Origin of the sequence: Agrobacterium sp. RC10-4-1 (assembly GCF_014138475.1) — a bacterium.
Classification (GTDB): domain Bacteria; phylum Pseudomonadota; class Alphaproteobacteria; order Rhizobiales; family Rhizobiaceae; genus Agrobacterium; species Agrobacterium pusense.
Genome location: NZ_JACJIT010000003.1, coordinates 301,418 through 326,379, shown reverse-complemented (window position 1 = coordinate 326,379; position 24,962 = coordinate 301,418). Strand labels below are relative to the sequence as shown.

The window sequence follows — 24,962 nt, the reverse complement described above, 5'->3', positions numbered from 1 at the left end:
CGATTTGGGTGATTTGGCGCCGCAGATGAAAGGCATGGAAATGACACGACTGAAAAACGGCAAATTGCGGCGCAAGGACGGGGTATGGGACCCGTTGAAGCGCAGCGCTGTGGACAAGCAGCAGGCCGAGGTCGTTGTCAAGACGCCGCAGTCGGACTCCCCGTCCTACCGGCTGGCCTATGTGGATACGGACTTTCTCTGCCGCGAGGAATTGCGACCCGTCAGGCTGCAGCTGGAACTTCTGAAGACGGAAATGGCGCTCACCGAACGCGGGATAAATTCCACCGTCGTCATGTTTGGCGGCGCCCGCATTCCCGAACCGGGAGGAGAGGCCTGGGCGGCGCGCAATGAAACGCAGAAGCGCAATCTCGAGCAATCCTCGGTTTATTACGACGAAGCACGCAAATTCGCCCGCCTTTGCACCGACTACGGCGCGAAATCCGGTCACCTGGAATATGTGGTGGTCACCGGCGGCGGTCCCGGCGTCATGGAGGCGGGTAACCGGGGCGCCATGGATGCCGGCGGCCCTTCCATCGGCCTCAATATCGTCCTGCCGCACGAGCAGGCGCCCAACCCTTATGTAACGCCGGAACTGAGCTTCAATTTCCACTACTTCGCGATCCGGAAAATGCACTTCCTGATGCGGGCAAAGGCCGTGGTGGTTTTCCCCGGCGGTTTTGGCACGCTCGATGAGCTTTTTGAAGCCTTGACGCTGATCCAGACCAAGCGCATGGCCCCGATCCCTCTCATTCTTTTTGGAGAAAAGTTCTGGCGATCCGTCGTCAATTTCGAGTTCCTGGCGGATTTCGGCACCATCGCTCCCGAGGATATGAATCTCCTGCACTTTGCCGAAACGGCGGACGATGCCTGGAAGATCATCTCCGACTACTACGAACACTGAAGATGCACGGCGCGGCGAAGTATTATTAGGGCTTAATTAGCAATCATATTCTAACTTCGCCCTGTCGCGCTGCAGCGCACTGTCCCATGCGGACGGGCCTCCATGACGGAGATTGTCATCCGTTGACGTCAGCTCCTTCGGGTTGACGATTTCCATTGGGGCCTAAATGTTCAATCTCAAAGTGAAGTCGCTTGCGACCAAGCTGATCCTAGTAACCGGCTGTGCCATCACCACGGTTCTCGTTGCATCCAATTCTTTCCTCATCTCCCAGACCAGTGAGCGCGTGCACGCGTTGACCATGGATCAGGCCAATACGGAAGCCCGCGCCATCGCCAACGTCATCGCCGCCGATGTCGGTGAACTCGGCAGCGCTGCCCGCTCAATGGCTGGCGTCATCGGTCGGGCGCATCAGGCGAAGTCGATGGATCGCCCTGGCATCGTCAACATCCTCAAGGCCAATGTGGAGCAGAATACTTTTGCATTCGGCAGCTGGTTCTGCGAACAGCTCGGTCTTTTCGATGGTCAGACGACAGAGATCGCCAACAGGCTCGATCTCGGCACCAACGCGACCGGCGCCTTCGCACCTTACTGGTCCAAGACCCAGAAGGGCGATATCCAGTTCTCGACCTTCAAGAACGATTACGCAGCGGAGTGGTATGCGCTGGCCGCCAAGACCGGCAAGGGAGCGATTACCCAACCTTATCTCGCCGAAGGCACGGAAGTGCCGACCACCATGACCTCGCTTGCCTATCCCGTCATGTCGGATGGCAAGATGATCGGCGTGGCGGGTGTCGATATTTCGCTCGCGTCTCTCACCCAGAAACTGCAGGCTCTGCATCCTTTCGAGACCGGCCGTGTGACGCTCGTCTCCCAGGGTGGCCAGTGGCTGGTGCCGCCGACGCCCGAGCAGAACATGAAAGCCTATGACGGAGAGGGCGCAGCCACTGTCCAGACCGCGATCGCTTCGGGTAAGCAGGGCCTCATCGAAGACCTCGGCCTTGATACCGACGCGCCGTATAACCGTCTCGTTTATCCCTTCGCCGTTCCAGGGCTCAACGCAACCTGGGTCGTCCTTGTTGATATTCCCCATCAGGCCTTGAACGCTCCGGTTCAGGAGCAGACCTATCTGATGATCATCGGTGCGATCGTCATTCTTGCCGCCGTCATTGCAGCGCTTTATTTTGCAGTCCGTTATTTCGTTCGCAACCCGCTTGCATCGCTAGTTACCGACGTGAGGACGCTGAGCGACGGTCGCTACGACGTGCCCGTCTCCGGTCAAGACCGGCAGGATGAGACCGGTTCGGTTGCGACAGCGCTTGAAGGTTTCCGCGCCAAGCTTGCCGGCATCCGTGAGATGGAGGCCGAAGCCGACGCCCAGCGTGGTCACGCCGAAACGGAGCGCCAGCGCTCTGAATTCGAGCGCAATGAAAACAGCCGCATGCAGCAGCACATTGTCAGCGTTCTCGGTTCCGGCCTGAATGCCCTGTCGCAGGGCAATCTGACCTACCGCATTCAGGACGAGTTCCCGGGTGAGTATGCAAAGCTGCGCGAGGACTTCAACTCGGCGCTTGCCAGCCTCGAGGAAACGGTTTCCACCGTCAACGCAACCGTCGTCAGCATCGGCAATGGCACCGGTGAGATCACCCGCGCCGCCAGCGATCTCTCGCATCGCACGGAACAGCAGGCCGCCAGCCTTGAAGAAACTGCCGCTGCGCTTAACGAGCTGACCGCCCAGGTCAATTCCAGCGCCGAAAACGCCGCAGAGGCGGCCGGTGCCGTCAGCCATGCCTGTGAAGACGCCGGCAAGTCTGGCGAGGTTGTGCAGCAGGCCGTGAACTCCATGCAGGGCATTGCGCAATCTTCGGCGGAAATCTCTCGCATCATCGGCGTCATCGACGAGATCGCCTTCCAGACCAATCTTCTGGCGCTGAATGCCGGGGTGGAAGCGGCCCGCGCGGGTGATGCCGGCAAGGGCTTTGCCGTTGTCGCACAGGAAGTGCGCGAACTCGCGCAGCGCTCTGCAACTGCTGCCAAGGAGATCAAGGGTCTCATCAACACCTCGGCCACGCAGGTGGGCGAGGGTGTTCAGCTGGTCGGCAAGGCCGGCGACACGATGAAAAAGATCGCCGATCAAGTTCTGCAGATCAACCAGCTTATACGGCAGATTTCGGCCTCAGCCAGTGAGCAGGCGGTGGGCCTGAAGGAAATCAACTCCGCCGTTACGCAGATGGATCAGGTCACCCAGCAAAATGCGGCGATGGTGGAGGAAACCACTGCGGCCAGCGTGACGCTCAACAGCGAGGCCGAAACGCTCAAATCGCTTGTCGCCGGTTTCGTAGTTTCCGGCGGTCAGCCCAGCCAGCAATTGCGTGCCGCCGCTGCGGCCATGCGCGCTCCCGCTGCTGCCGCCCCGACGTCCGCCCGTCCAGCTGCGCCCCGCGCGCGTCCTAGAACCAGCGGCGCAAATGCGCTGGCTCAGGATGACTGGACGGAATTCTGATGCGGTTTTCCGTTTGAAATATAAAGGGCCGCTGGTATCGCCAGCGGCCTTCTTTATTATCAGCGTCCGTCAAAGACGCGCGAAACGCTCCGTCAGCAACTCGAAGAAACCATCCGCATCCACCTTTCGCATCACGCGGGCATTGGCGGGGCGATCCGTCACGCGCCACCAGTCCACCACGGTCATGCCCATGGTCAGTTCGGAATGGACCTCGATCTCGACATTGCATTCGCGGCCCTCGAACAGTTCGGGCTTGATGAGATAGGCAATAACGCTTGGGTCATGCAGCGGACCGCCATCCGAACCGTACTTCTCGATGTCGAACCGCTCGAAGAATTCCAGCATTTCCGCCATGGCGATCGCCGGCCTCGTGCCGATCTCCCGAATGCGATTGACGCGTGCCTTGGTCGTCAGCAACTGATGCGTGACATCGAGCGGCATCATGACGATGGGCATGCCGGAGCGGAAGACGATGTCGGCAGCCTGCGGATCCACATAGATGTTGAATTCCGCCGCGGGCGTGATGTTGCCGCCCTCGAAGAAGCCGCCGCCCATCATCACCAGTTCTTTGACGCGATCAGCGATCTCCGGCGCCTTCAGGAGCGCCAGCGCCACGTTGGTCAAGGCCCCGAGGGTGCAGAGGGTAACGGTGCCCTCAGGCTCCCGCATCACCGTCTCGATGATGAAATCGACCGCGTGCTGCTTTTCTGCCTCCATGGTCGGTTCGTCGAGAACCGGGCCGTTGAGACCTGTACTGCCGTGAACATGTTCGGCGGTGATGGGCCTGCGCACCAGCGGCTTTTCGGCGCCCTCGTAAACGGGAATGTCGGTGCGACCGCACAATTCGCAGATGATGCGAATGTTACGGCTTGTCAGCTTCAGGGGAACATTGCCGGCAACTGCGCACAACCCCAGAATTTCGATGTCTTCCGGGCTGCCGAAAGCCAGCATGATCGCGGCTGCGTCGTCCTGTCCGGGATCGGTGTCGATAATGATTTTTCTGCGTTCTGCCATGTCTTGCCCGCCGTTGAGATGAGCGCTTTTTTCGAGCCGCGGGTGCTCACTTGTCAAGCCTCATTCCTGCCGCCGCTCACCGGTCACTTTGACTTGCGCATCGCGGTTCGGCTTCCCATATTGCAGGGGCCGGTGCGATTGACCGGCGAGGTTGCCGGAAGCGGGGCCGCTAAACGTCGCTTGGTTGCAAGGACAGAACAGATATGAGCCGCATGACGCCATTTACCCACCCGCTTTTGCTGGGTTTCGATGCCATGGAAAAGACGCTGGAGCGCATGGCGAAGGCCAATGACGGCTACCCTCCCTACAATATTGAGCGCCTGCCCGGCAGCGATGACGTACCGGAACGCCTGCGCATCACCATTGCCGTGGCGGGGTTCTCCGAGGATGATCTCGACGTGACGACGGCTGATAATCAGCTCGTCATTCGCGGACGCCAGCAGGAACAGGAGAAGCGCGATTTTCTCTATCGAGGCATCGCGGCACGCCAGTTCCAGCGCGTCTTCGTGCTTGCCGATGGCATGCAGGTCAGGGCGGCGCGCCTGCGCAACGGCCTTCTTTCCATCGATCTGGTCCGGCCCGAAATTTCAAACGTGGTAAAGAAAATTAATATTTCCGTCTCAGAGTAGACCATGAACGCCGGAATCGGACATGAATCGCTCGGCGTGAAGAAGGAGGCTGAAATATGCTTTTGAAAGAAGCGCATGCGCGTCTCACCCAATCCCAGCTCGCCCATATCGGCGAAGGAGAAGTGGGATATATCCGCAAGATCCGAGCGGAAGACGTCAGCCGCTGTTTCCCGGAGGCGCCCGATCTCGATCCGCAATTGGACCTTTGGGCATTGTTCGGCGCGGACGGGACGCCAATTCTCCTGACAGACAATCGTTCGAGCACCTTCTTCAAGGCGGCGGAAGACGATCTTAAAACCGTCAGCCTGCATTAAGAAAAAGCCCGCCGGTTGAGCGGGCTTTCTGCTTTTTTGGATTAGAGGAACGGCCGGTCCGGCATGTCGTCGATGGAGATGACGCCGTCCTTGTTCTTGTCCAGCCGTTCGAACATCTTTTCTCCAGCGGCGGCGAATTCGGCCTTGCTGACCTGGCCGTTCTCGTCAGTATCGGCCCAGCGGATCAGCGCGAAGCCGCCACCTTTACCGCCGTGCTTGCCCCAGCCCTGATGGCCGAAACGACCACCATGGTCACGCTCGGCACGCTTGCCCTCAGGGGCTTTGGCTTCATCCGCCTTGGCCTCTTCCCGCTCGGGGCGCGGGTGAGCGGCCCGGAAGGCCTCCATCTTTGCCTGACGATATTCGCGCATTTCCTTTGGCGTGATCGAGCCGTCCTTGTCCTTGTCGATCTCAGCGAACAGGTCATCCTGACGGGCGGTGAATTCCTCCTTGGAAATCTTGCCATCCTTGTTCGTGTCGGCCACCTTCAGCAGGTGAACGAAGGCAGCCTCCTGGCGGATCGGCATGCGATCCTTATGGCCTTTACCAGGTGCGGCGAAACTGGCCGTTGCGGCCGTGCTGAGCACAAGGGCTGCGCCAAGAGCAGACAGGGCGATTTTGCGTGTGGTCATCGTCATTACCTTTCTTTGGTGTCCCTGAAGAAAAGATAGTGACGTCCAGCAAGCCCCACCACTTAAACATCCGTAAGGTGCATGAAGCTTCGGTAATGTTCGCTACTCAGCGGGCGATGGTTTTTGTCAGGAACCCGGTCAGATCGTCGGTAACGTAGTCGATATGCTCATCCGTCACATCAGGGATTTCCCAGCGTTCCATGATGACGCCCTCAAGATTTGATGGCACGAGTAGCACGGTCTTCATGCCCAGCGCTTTCGGGGCCGCGAGATTGCGCGGCAAATCCTCGAACATCGCAGCCTTTTTCGTATCGAGTTTTGCAAGTGCTGCAAACTTCTCGTAGGTTGCGCTGGCAGGTTTCGGCAAATAACCCGCGGCGACGATATCGAAAATATCCTCGAACTGATCGAGAATGCCGAGCGCTCCGGCGGCAGCCTGCGCATGCTTGACGCTGCCATTGGTGAGGATGAACTTCCGACCCGGCAAAGCCTTGATGGCCTCACCCAGTTCCGGATGCGGTTTCAGCGCCGAGTAGTCGATTGCATGGGCGCGTTCCAGAAACTCGTCCGGGCTGATGCCGTAATGGATCATCAGGCCCTGCAGTGTCGTGCCGTGGTCGTGATAATAACGCTTCTGCAAGGCGCGCGCTTCGTCGGGGTCGAGCTTCAGAAGCTCCGCCACATAGGCCGTCATGTTGCGGTCGATCTGGGAAAACAGATTGACGTGATGCGGATAGAGCGTGTTGTCGAGATCGAAGACCCATTCGCTGACATGGGCGAAATCGGCGGCGTCTGGCAGGTTTTTCGGCTTTGTGTCCATGGGCAGCTTTATGCCTGTTTCGATAGCGGAAGAAAATCGAAAAGAGGACGATTGATCAGAAATTCGGGCTTGGCTGCGGCCTCGCGCGCATGATACCGCCAAAGCCATGGAACTCTGGATAGGCATTACTTTCGCAAGCGCGTTTTTGCAGAACCTGCGCTCGACTTTGCAAAAACACCTCAAGGGCATGATGGGCACCACGGGTGCAACGTTTGTGCGCTTCGTGTTCGGCATGCCCTTCGCTCTCGCCTATCTTGCATTCCTGCATCTTGGGCTTGGGCGTCCGCTGCCGGTGCCGAACATGGCCTTCGCCGTGTGGGCAACGGTCGGGGCCATGGCGCAGATCGCCGCCACATTCCTGCTGGTACACCTGTTCTCTTTCCGCAATTTCGCTGTCGGCACGGCCTATTCCCGCACGGAGCCGGCACAGGCGGCGCTGTTTGCTCTCATTTTCATAGGCGAGAGCGTCACGGGCGGTACATTGGCGGCGATAGCGATTTCGGTTGCCGGCGTCATGCTGATTTCCGTGGCGCGCACGGAAGTAACGCCCGCTTCCTTCCTGACCTCGATCTTCAGCCGAACGGCGGGTATCGGCCTCGCCTCGGGTGCGTTCTTCGGACTGTCGTCTGTTGCCTATCGGTCGGCATCGCTGGCGCTAGCACCAAGCCTGCCCGCCTCGGATGCGATGATGCAGGCGGGCTTCACCCTCGTCATCGTCATCGTCATGCAGACGGTATCGATGTTCCTGTGGATCATCTGGCGGGAGAGGGAAGAACTGCGGCGCATCGCCAGGGTGTGGAAACCGTCGCTTGCGGTCGGTTTCGTGGGTGCCACGGCCTCGTTCGGCTGGTTCACGGCAATGACCCTGCAGCAGGCCGCCGTGGTGAAGGCACTGGCGCAGGTGGAGATGCTGTTCGCCTTCGCTTCGACCGTGCTTTTCTTCAAGGAGAAGATCAACCGGCTTGAACTGTCCGGTTGCCTGCTGATTGTGGTCGGTGTGCTGTCGCTCCTGGCATTCGGCTAATACCTGATGTGGCGGACAGATTTGCCGTCCGCCACCCTGAAGCACATCAGGGCACGATGAGCGTGCCGGCGCCTTCGGTGAAGATTTCCAGAAGCACCGAATGTGGCGTCTTGCCGTTGAGGATCACCACGCCCTGAACACCAGCCTTGATGGCGTCGATGCAGGTCTCGACCTTCGGGATCATGCCGCCGGAAATGGTGCCGTCCTTGATGAGGGCGCGTGCCTGCGAGACGGTGAGCTCCTTGATGAGTTCCTTGTTCTTGTCGAGAACGCCGGGAACGTCGGTGAGGAACAGCAGACGCGAAGCGTGAAGTGCACCCGCAATCGCGCCGGCGAAGGTATCGGCATTGATGTTGTATGTCGCGCCATCGCGGCCAGGGGCGACCGGTGCGATGACCGGAATCATTTCCGATTTAGCGAGCAGGTCGAGCAGTGTGCGGTCGACTTCCACGACTTCGCCGACGAAGCCGAGGTCGAGCACGCGCTCGATGTTGCTGTCGGGGTCGATCACGGTCTTTTTCGCCTTCTCGGCGAAGACCATGTTGCCATCCTTGCCGCACAGGCCGATGGCCCATTCGCCCGTCTGGTTTATGAGGGCGACGATTTCCTTGTTGATCGAGCCGGCCAGAACCATTTCAACGATCTCGACCGTCTTGGCGTCGGTGACGCGCAGGCCGCCCTCGAATTTTGACTCAATGCCCATCTTGCTCAGCATGGCGCCGATCTGCGGGCCGCCGCCATGCACGACGATGGGGTTGATTCCCGACTGCTTCAACAAGGCGATGTCTTCCGCGAATGCCTTGCCAAGCGTGGAATCGCCCATGGCGTGGCCGCCATATTTCACCACGATGGTCTTGTTCTCGTATTTCTGCATGAAAGGCAGAGCCTGTGCGAGCAGCCGCGCCTGAGTTTCGCTTTCGGAAGACGTCATCTAAAAACCTCGGTCTGTGGTTGCGGCCGTTGAAGCCTGTCACCGCTCTAAAGCAAGTCTTTGACGGATGAAATAACCTCCGGGCCTTATTGTGTCGGCTGCGGTCAAATTTCTTTTTTTTGCCTGTTCCGGCCCTGTAATGAGATTGACATAAAGGGCCAATGGGACCAGCCTTGCTGATGAAGGGGAGGGATTAATTCAGGGTGATGGAGATGTCTCGCGCCGTGGAAATGGTGCACCTGAACGACCGAGGAGTGATTAAATACATGACGGCACCCGATCGAGACAAGCAAAGCGGTTTGCGGGACGAAGTGCTCGCGGGCGAATATGTGCTGGGTGCCCTGCCGCCGGAAAGCATGGCGGAGCTTGCCAAGCGCGTAAAACGCGACAGGCAGTTCGCGGCCATGGTCAGGCGCTGGCGTGACAATCTGGCGGAAACCGAATATCGCGAAAATGCGACCGTCGCTGCGTTGCTGGAACGGGACCCCCGCCGATCCGGTCTGCCATTCAGGAGCCAGCCGTTGCGGAGTGGCAGCATGTTCGCAGCCATGCTCTCGGAGATCTGGCATTCCGTGCGCTTCTGGCGCCTTATGGCTTTGACGGCGATGCTCTGGACCGCCGTTCTGCTTTTCACCATCGCCTGAGAGGCACGCCTCTCAAAGAGAGATCGTTCTGATGATCTCGGCCCGCAGGTTATCCAGCCCGACTGATTTTTCCGAGGATGTGGCGAGAACTTCCGGATAGGCGGCAGGGCGCTTGCGGATTTTCTCAAGCGTTTCGCCAATCAGCCGCGGCACGCCGGCATCCTTGATCTTGTCCGTCTTCGTCAGCACGATCTGGTAGGACACGGCCGCCTTGTCGAGGAGGGTCAGAACCTCCTCGTCATTCTTTTTCACGCCGTGGCGGGAATCGATCAGCACGTAGACGCGCTTCAGCGTCGCACGGCCGCGGAGGTAATCGAAGACGAGCTTCGTCCAGGCATCGACCTGATCCTTGGGGGCCTGCGCATAACCGTAACCGGGCATGTCGACCAACGCCATCGGCGGAAGATCGCCCTCAGCACCGGAGTAACCATCGGGAACGAAATAATTCAGTTCCTGGGTGCGTCCCGGCGTGTTGGAGGTGCGGGCAAGCCCTTTGTGGCCCACCAGCGCATTGATGAGCGAGGACTTGCCGACATTCGAACGACCGGCGAAGGCAATTTCCGGCGGCCCTTCAGGCGGCAGGAATTTCATCGCGGGGACGCCGCGAATGAAAATCCAGGGTCGTCCGAATAGTGGCTTTTCGGTTGCCGCGCCGGTTTCACTCATTTCGATTGCACCGGCTTTCGCTTGAACAGCCCTTTGATGTTATCGAACAGCTCAATCTTGGCGCCCTGGCGCTTCATGATGACCGCCTGCTGGGTGATGGAGAGCGTATTGTTCCATGCCCAGTAGATGACCAGACCGGCCGGGAAGGAGGCCAGCATGAAGGTGAAGATCAGCGGCATCCAGTTGAAGATCATCGCCTGCGTCGGATCGGGCGGCGTCGGGTTCATGCGCATCTGCAGGAACATGGTGATGCCCATGACAAGCGGCCAGACACCGATCATCAGGAAGTGCGGCACATCGTAAGGCAGAAGGCCGAAGAGGTTGAACAGCGATGTCGGATCCGGCGCGGAAAGGTCGTGGATCCAGCCGAAGAACGGCGCGTGCCGCATTTCGATGGTGACGTAGATGACCTTGTAGAGCGCGAAGAAGACCGGGATCTGCAGCAGCATCGGCCAGCAGCCGGCAACAGGATTGATCTTTTCTTCCTTGTAGAGCTGCATCATCGCCTGCTGCATGGCCATGCGGTCATCGCCATGCTTGGCCTTCAGCTCTTCCATCTTCGGCTGCACGCGCTTCATGTTCGCCATGGAAGCATATTGCTTGCTGGCGAGCGGGAAGAAGAGGGCCTTAACGACGATGGTGGTGAGCAGGATCGCTACGCCGAAGTTACCAAAATAACGGAAGAAGAAATCCATCATTTTGAACATCGGCTTGGTGATGAAGTAGAACCAGCCCCAGTCGATCAGAAGGTCGAACTTCGGAATTGCGTAGGTCGTCTCGTATCGGTCAACCAGCGGCACTTCCTTGGCGCCAGCGAAAACAAGGCTCTTCAGCTCGATCGACTGGCCGGGCTCGACCGTCATCGGGTCACTCTTGAAATCTGCCTGATAGCTCGGCTGATTGCCGGTGATGTGCGAATAACGGGTTTCGAATGGCGTCGTCTGGGGCGGAACGATGGCCGCAGCCCAATATTTGTCAGTGATGCCGAGCCAGCCGCCGGTCGCCTTGGCAACCGTTACCGGTGCTTCTTCGACGTCCTTGTACTTTTCTTCCGTCAGGCTGCCGTCTTTGCCCGAAACGCCGAGAAAACCTTCATGGATGACGAAGACCGGAGGAACTGCGGGCTTGTTGTTACGCGTCACGCGGCCATAGGTGGCGAAGGAGATGGCCGCTTGGCCGGGGTTCTCAACCTTGTCGGCGACCGAGATCATGTAATGCTCGTCGATCGAAACCGTACGGGAGAAAATCACACCCTTGGCATTGGTGTAGGTGAGGGTGACGGGCGTGTTTTCCGTCAGCTTGTCGCCGCTTGCGAGCGTCCAGACGGTGGTCGGACCGGGAACGCCGCCGACTTCCTGCGCTGCAACGTAACCGAGCTCGGTGAAGTAACCGTCCTTGGTGTCAGCGGGCGAGAACAGCGTGATGATCGGGCTCGAGTCATCGACGGTCTCATGGTAGTCCTTGAGCCGGATGTCGTCAAAGCGGGCGCCGGTGAGATTGATCGAGCCGGCGATGGCGTTGGTGTCGATGGCCACACGCTGGGTTCTTGCAATCGACTCTTCGCGGGTTGCCGTTGCGGCAGTCTGCGGTGAGGAGGCGGGCGGTGCGCCTTCAACGGCAGCACCTGGTGCGGCGCCCGGCGCCGGCTGCTGTTGCTGCGTGGTCTGCTGCTGCGCCTGGCGGGCCTCTTCGGCGCGGCGCTGCTGCTCGATACGCGGATTCATGTAAAGGAATTGCCAGGCGAGGACGATGACAACCGAAAGGGCTATCGCGATGAAGTAATTGCGGTTCTTTTCCATCATTCTTTCCTGGAGCGGGTCTCCTGGGACCGTTTCGGTTTCGCCGTTCCTTCAATGCGCTCGGCAAGGAGAGACTGAAGTTTCGGGAAGGCCGTATCAAGCACATCCCTGCGGGCGACAATCACATAGTCATGACCGGGCTTCATTGCGACCCCGGCAGAAAGCCTGACGGCTTCCTTCAGACGGCGGCGCATGCGATTTCGCTCGACCGCGTTGCCTTGTCTTTTTGTTACGGTGAAACCGACGCGAGGCTCGGTTTCCGGGGATTTCCGATCAAGTACTTCCAGAAGAAAGGTGCTTCCCCGCCGTTTTTCACCTGCCTGAACGGCAAGAAACTCCGACCGGTTTTTAAGCCGGCCGGGGCTTTTCTTAGTCTCGCTCATGTGCCCACGACTTTCATCGGGCCACAGATCGGCAATTAAGCCGACAGACGAGCGCGGCCGCGCGCACGGCGGGCTGCGAGAACCTTGCGGCCGCCGGCAGTAGCCATGCGGGCACGGAAACCATGACGACGCTTGCGAACAAGCTTGGACGGTTGGTAGGTACGCTTCGACATTTATTTAATACCGCGGTGTGCGGCCCTTCTTGAATTTGCAATTATTTGCAAGAGCGTTTCGTTTTTTGCACGGCTAAACCCGCCTGGGCGAGCTTTCAATGGCCGAGCGTGCGCGGCTTATAAGGGCATAGGCCAAGCAAAGTCAATTGCCGAAGGGGTTTTCGCCCTTCACCTTTTGCGGAAAACGCACCGCGATTTCTCTTGTCGACGACAGATGAGGGCCGATTCCCATCCGCAATCGATAAAATCTGAAATTCTTTCTTAAGGCCGCATTGATAAATCTTGTGACGCGAAAAGTTATGCCAGCTTCCCATTTTCATAGCGCAGCTGGTTTTTGTTGGGGGAACGAAATTGAGAATTCGCGGTCGTATCAATCTACTTGTCGGGCTGATGAGCCTTGTTGCCTGTACCATCGGCGGGCTGTCCATCTATGCGATCAACGAATTCTGGGTTCGGTCGCACCATTTCGAGCAAGCGGCCGAACGGGCTTACAAGGGCGAAGCGCTCAACCGTCTGGTAACGGCAGTCGTCATGGAGGCGCGTGGCATCTATGCAGCGGCGGACATTGCTGCGGCCGCACCCTTTGCCGACGGCATGGTCAAGAACCTCGACGCCATGGACAAGCTCATTACCAGCTGGGCACCGCTCGTGCCGGCGGAACAGAAGGCTGGTTTCGACAAGCTTGCCGGCCGCTCGAAGGAATTCCGGACTTTCCGCCTGGAGACCGTCCGGCTGGCTAAGGAAAGCGGGCCGCAGGCGGCGAGCCAGCAGGGCAACAACGAAGCAAACCGCGCCAATCGCAAGGCCTATCAGGCGGAGATCGACAGTATCGTGAAAAACGACATTGCCGAGCTTGAAGTCGTCAAGGCGGGGGTCGACGCTTTCAGCACTGCCATATTCTGGGTGATTGTCGCGGTGACTGTCGCCGGCGTGGGGGCGGGGGCTGCTTTCGGCCTCTATATCGGAACGCGTCAACTGAGTGCGCCGATCCGCCGGGTGTCCCAAGTCATGAGCGAGGTGGCCGACGGAAATCTGGATGCGGCAGTTCCCTACCTTGGGCGCAAGGACGAGATCGGCGAAATGGCCGCGGCCGTCGAGGTCTTCAAGACCAATGGCCGCGAAGTGCGCCGCATGAACGCTCAGGAATCCGCCATGCGGGCCAAGAGTGACGACCTGCAGGCCGGCATGGCCGTTGTCGTCGATGCCGCCGCCGCAGGGGATTTCAGCCGCCGTATCAACAAGGATTATGGCGACGACAACCTCAACCGTTTCGCAGCCACGATCAACGCCCTGCTCATCGGGGTGGACAATGGTGTCTCCGAGACCAGCCGCGTCATCGAAGGTCTTGCGCGGGGCGATCTGACGGAGAAGATGGATGGCGAGTTCCGCGGCGTGTTCGCCGAACTCCAGTCGAACGTCAACCAGACGCTGGCCAAGCTGCGGGAAACAATGCGCGAAGTGCGCAGCAGCACGGAGGGTATCAGCGGTAATGCCGGCGAATTGCGCTCGGCCGCCGATGATCTTTCCAGGCGAACGGAACAGCAGGCCGCGGCGCTCGAGGAAACATCCGCCGCTCTGGACGAGATCACTGCCGTCGTCCGAAATTCCACCGACCGCGCCCAGGAAGCCAGCGCCATGGTGGCTGAAACCAAGCAGAAGACCGAAGAATCCGCCAATGTCGTACGCGATGCCGTTTCGGCGATGGACCGTATAGAGCATGCGTCGCGGGAAATCAGCCAGATCATCAATGTCATCGATGAAATCGCCTTCCAGACCAATCTCCTTGCTCTGAATGCGGGCGTGGAAGCGGCCAGGGCCGGCGAGGCAGGCAAGGGTTTTGCAGTCGTCGCTCAGGAAGTGCGCGAGCTCGCACAGCGCTCGGCAACGGCGGCCAAGGACATCAAGGCGCTGATCACCAAGTCCGGTGAGGAAGTCGGGCGCGGGGTATCGCTGGTCCAGAGAACCGGCAGCGCTTTGAGCGAGATAGAAACGCGCGTCCTGGCGATCAACGAGCATATCCACTCCATAGCTACCGCGGCGAAGGAACAGTCCACAGGCCTGCACGAGGTGAATACCGCCATTAACCAGATGGATCAGGTTACACAGCGTAATGCCGCCATGGTGGAGGAAACCTCGGCCGCAACCCATAAGCTCAGCAGCGAGGCGGACCATCTTGTCACGCTGGTGACCCGCTTCAATGTCGGCGCGGATGGTGTTCAGCGGAACCTTCGCGCCGAGACCGCGTCGCGTCCGGCCCGCGCCGCGCAGCCCATGCGGCCCGTTGCAGTGTCAGACAGAACGACGGCGGTGGCTTCTCCGGCGCGCAAATTGATGAACAGCGTCAGCCGGGCACTTAGCGTTCAGCCAGCCGCAGCGCCGGCGCAGGGGGACTGGCAGGAATTCTGACGGGGTTGCCTGATAACTAAGCCGCCTTTTGCTTCAGACGCCGCCTTGTGGCGGCGTTTGTTTTATTGCGATGAAAACCTTGCGTCGCAGCGCATTGGAAAAAAATCCGTTAGGTCCTATTATCGTTGGTGCATATAAACCGAGCCGTTCAACCGAAGCGGCGGCGCGCATACAGGATCAGGGCCCGGTGTTTTCTAAAGGCGTAGACAGCTTGGACCGCACGGAAGATAATCCGGCGCACGGCATGCCGGGATTGACTGCCGGTCTTTCCGGGCGGCTGCTGTTGCTCACGGTCATTTTTGTCATGATCGCGGAAGTGCTCATCTTCGTGCCTTCCGTCGCCAATATGCGCCTGTCCTGGTTGCGGGATCGTCTGAATACGGCTGCCGCGGCCGGCGCGGTGATTGACGGACTGCAGGCCGAATTGCCGCGAAGTGTGCAGAACGATACCCTGATGGCGACAGGGGCAAAACTGATAGCCCTGCGCAAGGACGGTACGTCGCGGCTGCTGGCGGCTGCGGAAACGCCGCCCGGCGTCGATGAGCAATATGATCTTTCCGATGTGTCGCAGGTGGCCGCAGTACGGGATGCCTTTTCCACCCTGCTGTTCGGCGGTAACCGCGTCATCCGCGTTTTCGATGTCGTTGGCGACAGCGACACCATCATCGAACTGGTGCTGGGCGAGAACAAGCTCAGGGCTGCCATGCTGGCCTATGCCCGCAATGTGTTCCTCATTTCCATCGTTCTGTCGCTGATCACCGCCGGCCTCATTTTCATCTCCATCAACCGCATCATGATACGGCCGATACGCCGGCTGACGCTCGGCATGCAGAATTTTTCGGAAGATCCTGGCAACCCGGAGCGGATTTTCGTGCCGGAGGAGGGAACGGACGAGCTGGCCGTTGCCGGGCGTCATCTCGCCGATATGCAGACGGAACTGCAGAAAACGCTGCGGCAACAGAAAAACCTCGTGGATCTCGGCCTCGCCGTCTCGAAGATAAACCACGACATGCGCAACATCCTCTCGTCCGCGCAGTTGATGTCTGACCGTCTGGTGGATGCAAAGGACCCGATGGTGCGAAGCTTCGCGCCGAAACTGCTGCGTACCATCGACCGTGCCGTTGCCTATACCGGCGAAGTTCTGGCCTATGGCCAGGCGACGGAAGGTGCGCCGAAACGCAAGATGGTGCAGTTGAGCCTTCTGGTGCGGGACGTGCGCGATATCCTGGCGCTGGAGCCGGACAGCGGTATTGAATTCCGCGACAGCGTGCCCGCGGAGCTGACGGTGGATGCGGATTCGGAGCAGCTATTCCGGGTAATCCACAATCTGTGTCGCAATGCCGTCCAGGCCCTGCAATCCGATGCCGCCAATGCCGCGCCGAGGTATCTTTCCATCTCGGGCCAGAGGGCCGGCAGCGTCGTCAGCATCGTGATCGACGATAACGGTCCGGGTATGCCGCGGAAGGCCAAGGAGAACCTGTTTTCCGCCTTCAGGGGCTCGGCCCGTTCCGGCGGCACCGGGCTCGGCCTGGTCATCGCCCGCGAACTGGTGCTGGCCCACGGCGGCACCATCGCGCTTGTCGAGAAGCCGGGCCCCGGCACGCAGTTCCGCATCGAAATCGCCGATCGCGCCACGACGGTGCAGGCGGCCAGAACCGCCTGAAAGACCCCCAGCCGGATAGTCCAGCGCAGCCTTCATACCCGCTGGATGATATGCGGCTCATGCGCTCTCGAAAACGCACGTTTAGGAATGTCGTTTATTTTCAATGCGATAATTGAATTGCTGCGGAAAAATGACAATTTCGAAGCAAAATCGCTTGCAATCGGAATGAGGACGTTTTAGAGGATCGCCACGCCACCGGAAACGACCGGAACGGCACGCACCCGTAGCTCAGCTGGATAGAGCACCAGACTACGAATCTGGGGGTCAGGAGTTCGAATCTCTTCGGGTGCGCCATTTCCTTTCTTAAAAACAAGCATTGAAACACGCGATATTTCTAGCCTCGTATGCGGCTTGGATGAGCAAGTCCGTTCCGCCAGATTCCTCGGCCCCTCTGGCACGCGGCAGGACCGAACGAATTCCACACATCCCGAATATATGTTAAAATCATCCGATCGTGAGATGGCTCGGGGTGAAAGCCATGCTGGAAGCGGATAAGGTATTTGCGGGGTCGATTCCGGAAAATTACGACCGCTATATGGTGCCGTTGATTTTCGCACCTTTCGCCACTGATCTGGCGCGGCGGGCGGCGGCCTTGATGCCGGTTGATATTCTGGAGGTCGCTGCAGGAACCGGCGCCGTCACGCGCGAACTCACGTCCCGACTATTGCCTGCCGCCAGCTATGTGGTGACCGATCTCAATCAGCCTATGCTCGACTTCGCCGCGTCGCAGCAGGCACCGGATCACCGCATAAAATGGCAACAGGCCGATGCCCAGCTCCTGCCTTTTGCAAGCGCTGTCTTTGATCTTGTCTTCTGTCAGTTCGGCGCAATGTTCTTCGGTGATCGGCCGTCGGCCTATCGTGAGGCAAAGCGGGTGCTGAAGCCCGGCGGGCATTATTTATTCAATGTCTGGGATCGCATAGGGGAAAACCACTTCGCAGATGAAGTGACAAACGCGTTGGCGCGCCTGTTTCCCGATGATCCACCCCGCTTCCTGGCACGCGCCCCGCATGGTTATCATGATGTGGCCGCGATCCGTCGCGAACTGGAGGACGCGGGGTTTTCCCGGGTGACGACCGAGACGGTGGCGGCGCAAAGTCGGGCCGCTTCGCCCCGTGTTCCGGCGGTCGCTTATTGCCAGGGAACGGTTCTGCGCACGGAAATCGAGGCAAGGGCCCCCGGAACACTGGATGCTGCGACAGATTACGTCACCGCAGCCATTGAAGCCCGCCATGGCAGCGGTGAGGTTACCGGCAAAATTCAGGCGCATGTGATTCTCGCCGCATTATAAGTCTGCGCCCCCAGCGATTTTCGGTTCACGGACAAGCGCGGAAATACCCATCAATATTAGTGGTTTTGAGTAAAGGCCCATTCATCGCGGTTTCCGATTGTCCGATATTTCCGGGCTTTCGCGTGTCATCGAACTTTCCTCAAACCTTCGTCATATTGTCATACAATATAAGCATATGCGCTTCAGAAAAGGAGCGCAGAATGACGCCACAATCACTTGAACTTTCGGGCATCGGCAAAGGCTTCGGCGCCGACGATGTTCTGAAAGAGATCGATCTTTCCATCCGCCCCGGAGAGTTTTTGTCCCTGGTTGGCATGTCGGGCTGTGGCAAGTCCACGCTGCTGCGCATCATAGCAGGGCTCGAAACGCCGGATCGCGGTTCGGTGTCCATCGGCGGACAGGATGTGACCGAGATCGATCCGAGCGACCGTAATCTCGCGATGGTGTTCCAGTCCTACGCCCTTTATCCGCATATGAGCGTGCGCCAGAACATCGCGACGCCGCTTAGGATGCGCCGTTTGCCCTTTGCCGCGCGGCTACCGCTGATCGGGCGGTTTGCGGCCCCGGCCGAAACGGTGAGAGAGATCGAAGCAGCCGTCGAGCAGGCGGCCGAGACGCTGCAGATCGCGCATCTGCTGGATCGCAAGCCGGCGCAGCTTTCCGGCGGCCAGCGTCAGCGTGTTGCGCTTGCCCGGGCACTGGTCCGTTCGCCGGCCGCCTTCCTCATGGACGAACCGCTCTCCAATCTTGATGCGAAGCTTCGCGCCCACATGCGCGAAGAGCTGGCCGGCCTGCACCGGCGGCTCGGCGCAACTTTCATCTATGTCACCCATGACCAGATCGAAGCCATGACGATGTCCGATCGTATCGCGTTGATGTCTGAAGGTCGTATCGAGCAGCTTGGCGCGCCGGATGAACTCTACCGCAAGCCCGCCACGCTCACCGTCGCGCGCTTCATCGGCACGCCCTCCATCAATCTGCTGCCGGTCGAAATCGCCGCCAGCGGCAAGGTGACGGCTTTCGCCCGGGATCTTGGTCTCGAAGCCGCGGGCCGCGACGCCGGTCCCGCAACGCTTGGTCTTCGCGCAGAGGATCTGCGTCCCGGCGCGGAAGGTTTGGCCGTGCGTGTGGTCCGCAGCGAAACCCATGGCGCAGACCGCTTCGTGAGTTGCCGTCTTTTAAGTGATGAGACGGTGGCCGTAACCCTGCGACAGGGTGCCGGCGAAACGCTTGGCGCTGATGCGGATGGCGTCATGACCCTCGGTTTTGTGCCGGAGCGCGCGCATCTTTTCGCCGCCGATGGTCTCCGCCGCAAGGTGACCGTTCGCGAGCAGGTGCCGGCATGACGGCGGTTGATTTTTCTGGCGCGGCGCCTGCCAGCGCTCGCCCGCGGCTTTCAAAGGCTGACCGGCGGATGATCCGGCGCGGCCTGATCTTTGCGGCACCCGCAAGCTTGCTGCTTCTGGCGATCTATATCGTGCCGATGCTCGTTCTCGCCGGTTTTTCCGTCACGGATTATCAGCTTGGCGCGCTGTCCACGCGCTTTGTGGGACTGGGAAATTTCGTCAAGGCGTTTCAGGATCCGGTTTTCCTGCGTGCCTTGACGAATACGGCCATCTACGCTGCCATCGTCATTCCCTTCGGCGTGTTTCTGGCGCTCGGCGTAGCCTTGCTTGTCTATAATCGCAAGCGCAGCCGCGCCTTCTGGGAAGTAGCTTACTTCCTTCCGGTCACCGCAACGCTGGTGGCCATGGCGACCGTTTGGCAATTCCTGCTCCATCCATCGCTCGGCCCGGTGAATGCGGCGATCAAGTGGATGGGCTTCGAGCCCGTCGCTTTCCTCTCCAACCCCGTTCTCCTTATCCCTACCATGGCGCTGATGGGCGTCTGGCAAATACTCGGCTTCAACATGGTGCTGTTCCTTGCCGGTCTCACCGCCATTTCGAAGGATTTGCACGAGGCGGCGCGTCTCGATGGCGCGAAGAACCCGGTGGACCGCTTCCTGACGGTGACATGGCCGATGCTCGGACCGACGACCATGTTCGTTGTGGTCACCACCTCCATCTCGGCCTTTAAGGTGTTCGAGACGGTGGCAGTGCTGACCAAGGGCCGTTTCGGATCGGAGACGTTGCTGTTCGATCTCTATCTCGAAGGTTTTGAGTATTCCAACACCGGTTATGCCGCCGCGCTGACGGTGATCTTCCTCGCAATCGTACTGGTGCTTTCGATCGGCCAGACGCTGCATATGGACCGGAAGGTGCATTATTGATGGCCGCACTCCGCAAATATCTTCCGCATCTTGTGTTGGCGCTCGGCGCTTTCCTGATGCTCCTGCCGTTCTACTGGATGGTGCTGACGTCAATCCGTTCGCCGGCGGAAATATTCAACGTTTCGCTCTGGCCGATCCCGGAGAAATTCGACGCGGCCGATAATTACACCCGTGCAGCCGGGCAAGTGCCCATGGCACGCTTCATGCTCAATGGCGTCATCGTCTGCGTCGGTATTCTCGTCGTCCAGATACTGACATCTGTGCCGGCGGCCTACGCTCTGGCGAAACTGCGGTTCCCGGGCCGCAAGCTGCTTCTTGGCCTGGTCGTCGCCGCGCTCTGCGTTCCCATCCAGGCCCTTGCGCTGCCGCTTTTCGTCGGTCTGGCAAAGACGGAGCTGCTGAACACCTATTTCGCGATGATGATGCCCTTCTTTCTCTCCGTCTTCGCCATCTTCCTGTTCAATCAGTCCTTCCGCAGCTATCCGGATGAAATCATCGAAGCGGCACGCATGGACGGCTTCTCTGAAATGGAGATCTGCTGGGGGCTTGTGCTGCGTGGTTCGCTGCCTTCACTCGCCGCCTTCTCGGTCTTTTCGCTCGTCGCCCACTGGAACGACCTTTATTGGCCGATGATCGTTATCTCTGACACCAATCTCGCGCCACCGCCGCTTGGCATGATGTTTTTCGCCGATGTTGAATCCGGCGCAAATTACGGTGCGCTGATGGCGGGCGCGACACTGATTACCGCGCCGATGGTGCTGTGCTTCCTCCTGGCACGGCGGCATTTCATCGCCGGTATTACCATGACCGGCGTCAAGTGACGCCGTTCAGACTTCCTCCTCCCAACCTCTCTGGAGACTGACATGAAACTAAACCGACGCGCTGTGATGGGCGGTCTGGCCCTTGGCATGGCTTTTGCGGGCCTCGCTCAGCCGGTTTTCGCCAACGAAATCACGCTCAATGTTCTCTACAACCTGCCGGGCTTCACGAAATTCCATCAGCCGCTGGCCGATGAATTCATGAAGAAGAACCCGGACGTGAAGATAAACTTCCTCGCTCCGGCTGCCGGTTATAACGAAGGCCAGCAGCAGGTTCTGCGCTCTGCCGTTACCGGTAATCTGCCCGACGTTTATTTCTCGGGCTACAATCTGACGGCGGAACTGGTGCACACGCTCGCACCGCGCAACCAGATCACCGATCTCGGCCCGTTCATTCAGGCTGAAGGCGGCCAGGCTTTCCTCGACAAGAACTACAGCCCGAAGATGGCGGCACTCGGCCAGATCGACGGCAAGCAGTATGGTCTGCCGGTCAACGCTTCCTCGCCGATCATCTACATCAACTCGGACCTCGTCACCAAGGCCGGCGGCGACCCGGACAAGATGCCGACGACCTTTGCGGAGCTCATCGCTCTTGCCAAGAAGATCAAGGCTCTCGACCCCAAGTTCGCTGGCATGAGCTACGACATCAACGGCTGGCCGGATGACTGGCTGTGGCAGGCGCTCATTGTCGAACAGGGCGGCAAGCTCGTCGACGAGAAGACCAAGACCGTTGCCTTCGACAACGAGATCGGCCTCAACGCCCTGAAGATGACCCGCCAGTTCGTCACCGAAGGTGGCCAGAACCTGCTCGATTGGGACCAGTCCCGCCAGCAGTTCGGTGCAGGCCTCACCGGCTTCATCTTCTCAACGCCCGCTCACGTTCAGACAATCCAGGGTCTGGTCGGCGATCGCTTCAAGCTGAAGACGGCGACCTTCCCGCTGGACAACAAGGAAAAGGGCGGCGTTCCGACCGGCGGTAACTCTGCCGTTATCCTGACGCAGGACAAGGCCAAGCAGGATGCTGCCTGGAAATACCTGAAGTGGATCACCGGTCCGGAAGCGCAGAACACCATCGTTCGCATCACCGGTTACCTGCCGACCAACAAGCTGGCAACCGGCCCGGACTTCCTCGCTCCTTATTACGTCGAGAACCCGAATGTGAAAACCGCTTCGCTTCAGGCTGACCGTTCTCTGCCCTGGGCCGGTTACCCCGGTGGCGATTCCGTCCGCATCTGGCGCACCCAGCGCGATATCATCGGCACCGTCATGCGCGGTGAGGTGACGCCGGAAGCCGGTCTCAAGCAGATCGTCGAGCAGACCAACGCCCTGCTGAAATAATCAGCACCATCGAGAGGCTGCGGGAAATCCGTTCCCGCAGCCATTTTGCGCAGGAAGCCCCAAATGAAGATTATCCAGATCACCGATACCCATCTTCTGCTGCCCGGCGTCGCCATAAATGGCGTCGACCCGGAAAAGCAGCTGCGCGCGGCAATCGCCGATATCGTTGAAAAACACGCCGACGCCGATCTTCTTGTCATGACGGGCGATCTTTGCAATTACGGTGAGCCGGAAGCCTATGAGCTGCTGCGCGGCATCCTCGCGTCGGTCTCCATGCCGGTGCGGCTGATGCTCGGCAATCACGATCGCCGCCCGGAATTCGTGGCCGCCTTTCCCGAACAGCCTCGCGACGATAACGGTTACATCCAGTCCTTCATCGACACCGATTTTGGTCGTTTACTGTTTCTGGACAGCCATGAAGCCGATGTCATAGGCGGCATGTATGGTGAGGATCGTCTGGCATGGCTGGAGAGCGCGCTGGAAAGCGCGGGCGAGTTGCCCGTGACGGTTTTCATTCACCACCCGCCGATGGATTGTGGCATCCGCCATTTTGAACATATCGGCATGCACGATGACGGAGCTGTCATGCGCCGGCTCGCCGCTCACCCGGCCGGTGTGCGTCACATCATCTTTGGCCATATCCATGTGCCAATGGCAGGCACGACGGCCGAAGGCATCGCTTATAGTTCCGGTCAGGCCTGCGCGCATCGCTTTATCACCGATATCGACGTTGTCGATCCCCTGTGGACGGGCGGCAATCCCTGTTACCGGGTCATAAGCCTCGGCGCGTTCGGCCTGCGTGCCTATGATGTAGAAGTGGGGCAGGTCGTGCTTGGGCGGGCGCCTGTCTGCGAAGGCCCCTGACGAGATGCTTTTTCCTCACTGCGATGACGCGAAGTGGGCTCGTCACTCCTCGCCGATCACGGCGTAACGGAAGTCTCCTGCCGATCGCAGGGCCGGTATGGTGTGAGGGCCTGCCAGCCTGTCGCGACGATGCGTCACTTACTGTCGCTGAACGGGATTTGATACGCAGAAGTGATGGTTCCCTTCTTGCCCTTGATCTATGTCAGTTTGATCGATGAAACTGCACGCCATAGTCGCCGCGAGATGGGCGACCGAATGCCGTGCCATCGTGATTGCAGATCATGGAGAAGTGCATGCTTGAAAAGCGTATTCGCAACGCGTCCCTTTTGAACCGGATCGTCAGTGCCGAAGAGGCCGCCAGTCTCATTCGGGATGGCATGACTGTGGGCATGAGTGGCTTCACGCGTGCCGGCGAGGCCAAGGCGGTGCCGCTGGCGCTGGCGGAGCATGCCAAGCTGCATCCCATGAAAATCACCCTGATGACGGGGGCATCGCTGGGCAATGATCTCGACAAGACCATGGTCGAGGCGGGCATGCTGGCGCGTCGCATGCCGTTCCAGTCCGATCCGGCTTTGCGAAAGGCGATCAATGACGGCAAGGTCATGTTCATTGACCAGCATCTCTCCGAGACCGTCGAGCAATTGCGCGGCGGTCAGATTCACGGCGTCGATATCGCCATCGTTGAAGCCGTGGCGATCACGGCTGAAGGTGGCATCGTGCCCACCACCTCCGTTGGCAATTCCGCGAGTTTCGCCATCCTGGCCGATAAGGTGATCGTCGAGATCAACCTGTCCCAGCCCGAGGTGCTGGAGGGGCTGCACGACATCTTCATTCCCGCAAAACGTCCAACCCGCATGCCCATCCCGGTGGTGGCGACGGATAGCCGTGTCGGACTACCCTTCATTCCGGTGCCGCCGGAAAAGATCGCCGCTATTGTCCTGAGTGACAAGAGCGACAGCTTCTCGACAGTGCTGCCGCCGGATGATGAAACCAGGGCCATTGCCGGCCACCTCACTGAATTCCTGCTGAACGAGGTGCGTCAAGGCCGTATGACCCACGAACTTCAGCCGCTTCAGGCCGGCATCGGCACGATCGCCAATGCTGTGATGCACGGTTTCATTGATACGCCGTTTCACGATCTCAAAATGTATTCGGAGGTACTGCAGGACTCCACATTCGAACTTTTCGATGCGGGCAAGCTGACTTTCGCGTCGGGTTCGTCGATCACCTTGTCCTCCGCCATGAATGAGCGGGTCATGCCGCGTCTGGCCGAATATAAAAGCAGGCTCATTCTGCGCCCGCAGGAGGTCAGCAATCATCCCGAAGTTATCCGTCGCCTCGGTATCATCGGCATCAACACGGCGCTGGAATTCGATATTTACGGAAACGTCAATTCGACCCATGTCGGGGGAACGCATATGATGAACGGCATCGGCGGCTCGGGGGATTTTGCCCGGAACGCCTATATGTCCATCTTTGTCACCAAGTCTATCGCCAAAGGCGGCGCCATATCGAGCGTCGTTCCCATGGTCAGCCATGTCGATCACACCGAACATGATGTCGATATCCTCGTGACCGAGACGGGCCTTGCCGACCTTCGTGGCCTTGCGCCTCGTGAACGCGCAGCGGTCATCATCGAGAACTGCGTGCATCCGGCCTATCGTGATGCGCTAACGGACTATTTCCAGCGGGCAGTCTCGCGGGGAGGGCACACGCCGCATCTCATCGAAGAAGCGCTTTCGTGGCATGGCGCCCTGCGTGAAAGGGGCACCATGCTGCCGCAGAAATAGCGGCGGATCAGGAATCCAGCCTGAGGTATCGGACGCGCCCACGCGAAATTGGGTCCGTTTGGACACACCGGGATGGAAATCATCCGCCACTTC

At 59.3% G+C, this 24,962-nt stretch carries 23 protein-coding genes and 1 tRNA gene; 16 read left to right on the top strand and 8 right to left on the bottom strand.

Features of this window, described 5'->3' with window-relative positions:
- Positions 1-40: 40 nt before the first annotated feature.
- Together FHW77_RS10135 and FHW77_RS10130 are read left to right on the top strand one after the other, a co-directional pair.
- On the top strand, positions 41-901 hold the full coding sequence (locus tag FHW77_RS10135) for an LOG family protein (RefSeq protein ID WP_004439649.1): 861 nt from the start codon (positions 41-43) through the stop codon (positions 899-901).
- Positions 902-1,067: 166 nt separating this feature from the next.
- Positions 1,068-3,401, top strand: a complete 2,334-nt coding sequence (locus FHW77_RS10130) for a methyl-accepting chemotaxis protein (RefSeq protein ID WP_004439652.1) — start codon at positions 1,068-1,070, stop codon at positions 3,399-3,401.
- Positions 3,402-3,470: 69 nt separating this feature from the next.
- Here the strand turns inward: FHW77_RS10130 and FHW77_RS10125 are convergent, their stop codons facing one another.
- Entirely contained in the window at positions 3,471-4,415 is a 945-nt protein-coding gene (locus tag FHW77_RS10125; protein WP_004439655.1) for a nucleoside hydrolase, read from the bottom strand.
- A gap of 203 nt (positions 4,416-4,618) precedes the next feature.
- Between FHW77_RS10125 and FHW77_RS10120 the strand changes: the two genes are divergently transcribed.
- The gene (locus tag FHW77_RS10120; protein WP_004439657.1) at positions 4,619-5,044 is read left to right on the top strand and encodes an Hsp20 family protein; all 426 of its coding nucleotides are present in this window, start codon (positions 4,619-4,621) and stop codon (positions 5,042-5,044) included.
- Between the two features lie 56 nt (positions 5,045-5,100).
- A complete protein-coding gene (locus FHW77_RS10115) occupies positions 5,101-5,358 on the top strand; it encodes a BQ00720 family protein (protein WP_003503706.1) in 258 nt (85 codons plus the stop codon).
- A gap of 41 nt (positions 5,359-5,399) precedes the next feature.
- Here the strand turns inward: FHW77_RS10115 and FHW77_RS10110 are convergent, their stop codons facing one another.
- Together FHW77_RS10110 and FHW77_RS10105 are read right to left on the bottom strand one after the other, a co-directional pair.
- Positions 5,400-5,996 carry an EF-hand domain-containing protein gene (locus tag FHW77_RS10110; RefSeq protein ID WP_034496098.1) on the bottom strand — a complete coding sequence of 199 codons (597 nt, stop codon included), beginning with the start codon at positions 5,994-5,996 and terminating at the stop codon, positions 5,400-5,402.
- Positions 5,997-6,096: 100 nt separating this feature from the next.
- A complete protein-coding gene (locus FHW77_RS10105; protein ID WP_004439667.1) occupies positions 6,097-6,810 on the bottom strand; it encodes a pyrimidine 5'-nucleotidase in 714 nt (237 codons plus the stop codon).
- A 106-nt stretch (positions 6,811-6,916) separates the two neighbouring features.
- Between FHW77_RS10105 and FHW77_RS10100 the strand changes: the two genes are divergently transcribed.
- Positions 6,917-7,834, top strand: coding sequence for an EamA family transporter (locus FHW77_RS10100; RefSeq protein WP_004439670.1), 918 nt, complete (start codon positions 6,917-6,919; stop codon positions 7,832-7,834).
- 46 nt (positions 7,835-7,880) lie between these two features.
- Here FHW77_RS10100 and argB read toward each other — a convergent pair whose 3' ends face one another.
- The gene (gene argB, locus FHW77_RS10095) at positions 7,881-8,765 is read right to left on the bottom strand and encodes an acetylglutamate kinase (protein WP_004439672.1); all 885 of its coding nucleotides are present in this window, start codon (positions 8,763-8,765) and stop codon (positions 7,881-7,883) included.
- A gap of 266 nt (positions 8,766-9,031) precedes the next feature.
- Here argB and FHW77_RS10090 point away from each other — a divergent pair, with 266 nt between their 5' ends.
- Positions 9,032-9,409, top strand: coding sequence for a hypothetical protein (locus FHW77_RS10090; RefSeq protein WP_034496327.1), 378 nt, complete (start codon positions 9,032-9,034; stop codon positions 9,407-9,409).
- 12 nt (positions 9,410-9,421) lie between these two features.
- On the opposite strand, the gene yihA is transcribed toward FHW77_RS10090, so the two are convergent.
- The 4 genes from yihA to rpmH are packed head-to-tail and all read right to left on the bottom strand — an operon-like array spanning position 9,422 to position 12,430.
- Positions 9,422-10,075, bottom strand: coding sequence for a ribosome biogenesis GTP-binding protein YihA/YsxC (gene yihA / locus FHW77_RS10085; protein WP_004439676.1), 654 nt, complete (start codon positions 10,073-10,075; stop codon positions 9,422-9,424).
- Complete coding sequence (gene yidC / locus FHW77_RS10080) at positions 10,072-11,874, bottom strand: membrane protein insertase YidC (RefSeq protein WP_004439678.1); 1,803 nt, start codon at positions 11,872-11,874, stop codon at positions 10,072-10,074. Before yidC ends, yihA begins: the two co-directional genes overlap by 4 nt.
- Positions 11,874-12,257 (bottom strand): ribonuclease P protein component, encoded by a 384-nt coding sequence (gene rnpA / locus FHW77_RS10075; RefSeq protein ID WP_004439680.1) that lies wholly within the window; start codon positions 12,255-12,257, stop codon positions 11,874-11,876. Before rnpA ends, yidC begins: the two co-directional genes overlap by 1 nt.
- Positions 12,258-12,292: 35 nt before the next feature.
- Complete coding sequence (gene rpmH / locus FHW77_RS10070) at positions 12,293-12,430, bottom strand: 50S ribosomal protein L34 (protein ID WP_003493611.1); 138 nt, start codon at positions 12,428-12,430, stop codon at positions 12,293-12,295.
- A 351-nt stretch (positions 12,431-12,781) separates the two neighbouring features.
- Between rpmH and FHW77_RS10065 the strand changes: the two genes are divergently transcribed.
- From FHW77_RS10065 to scpC, 10 genes are all read left to right on the top strand, one after another.
- The gene (locus FHW77_RS10065; RefSeq protein ID WP_004439682.1) at positions 12,782-14,836 is read left to right on the top strand and encodes a methyl-accepting chemotaxis protein; all 2,055 of its coding nucleotides are present in this window, start codon (positions 12,782-12,784) and stop codon (positions 14,834-14,836) included.
- 244 nt (positions 14,837-15,080) lie between these two features.
- Positions 15,081-16,499, top strand: coding sequence for an ATP-binding protein (locus tag FHW77_RS10060; RefSeq protein ID WP_006698926.1), 1,419 nt, complete (start codon positions 15,081-15,083; stop codon positions 16,497-16,499).
- Between the two features lie 217 nt (positions 16,500-16,716).
- Positions 16,717-16,793: transfer RNA gene (locus FHW77_RS10055), tRNA-Arg, on the top strand.
- A 184-nt stretch (positions 16,794-16,977) separates the two neighbouring features.
- Positions 16,978-17,790, top strand: coding sequence for a class I SAM-dependent methyltransferase (locus tag FHW77_RS10050; protein ID WP_034496094.1), 813 nt, complete (start codon positions 16,978-16,980; stop codon positions 17,788-17,790).
- Positions 17,791-17,990: 200 nt separating this feature from the next.
- Entirely contained in the window at positions 17,991-19,136 is a 1,146-nt protein-coding gene (locus tag FHW77_RS10045; RefSeq protein ID WP_004439687.1) for an ABC transporter ATP-binding protein, read from the top strand.
- Positions 19,133-20,059 (top strand): carbohydrate ABC transporter permease, encoded by a 927-nt coding sequence (locus tag FHW77_RS10040; protein WP_004439689.1) that lies wholly within the window; start codon positions 19,133-19,135, stop codon positions 20,057-20,059. The genes FHW77_RS10045 and FHW77_RS10040 overlap by 4 nt, the downstream gene beginning before the upstream one ends.
- Positions 20,059-20,880, top strand: coding sequence for a carbohydrate ABC transporter permease (locus tag FHW77_RS10035; protein ID WP_004439691.1), 822 nt, complete (start codon positions 20,059-20,061; stop codon positions 20,878-20,880). Before FHW77_RS10040 ends, FHW77_RS10035 begins: the two co-directional genes overlap by 1 nt.
- Positions 20,881-20,922: 42 nt before the next feature.
- Complete coding sequence (locus tag FHW77_RS10030) at positions 20,923-22,215, top strand: ABC transporter substrate-binding protein (protein ID WP_004439693.1); 1,293 nt, start codon at positions 20,923-20,925, stop codon at positions 22,213-22,215.
- A 63-nt stretch (positions 22,216-22,278) separates the two neighbouring features.
- Positions 22,279-23,079 (top strand): phosphodiesterase, encoded by an 801-nt coding sequence (locus FHW77_RS10025; protein WP_004439694.1) that lies wholly within the window; start codon positions 22,279-22,281, stop codon positions 23,077-23,079.
- 293 nt (positions 23,080-23,372) lie between these two features.
- On the top strand, positions 23,373-24,869 hold the full coding sequence (gene scpC, locus FHW77_RS10020; protein WP_004439696.1) for a succinyl-CoA:acetate CoA-transferase ScpC: 1,497 nt from the start codon (positions 23,373-23,375) through the stop codon (positions 24,867-24,869).
- Positions 24,870-24,962 lie beyond the last annotated feature (93 nt).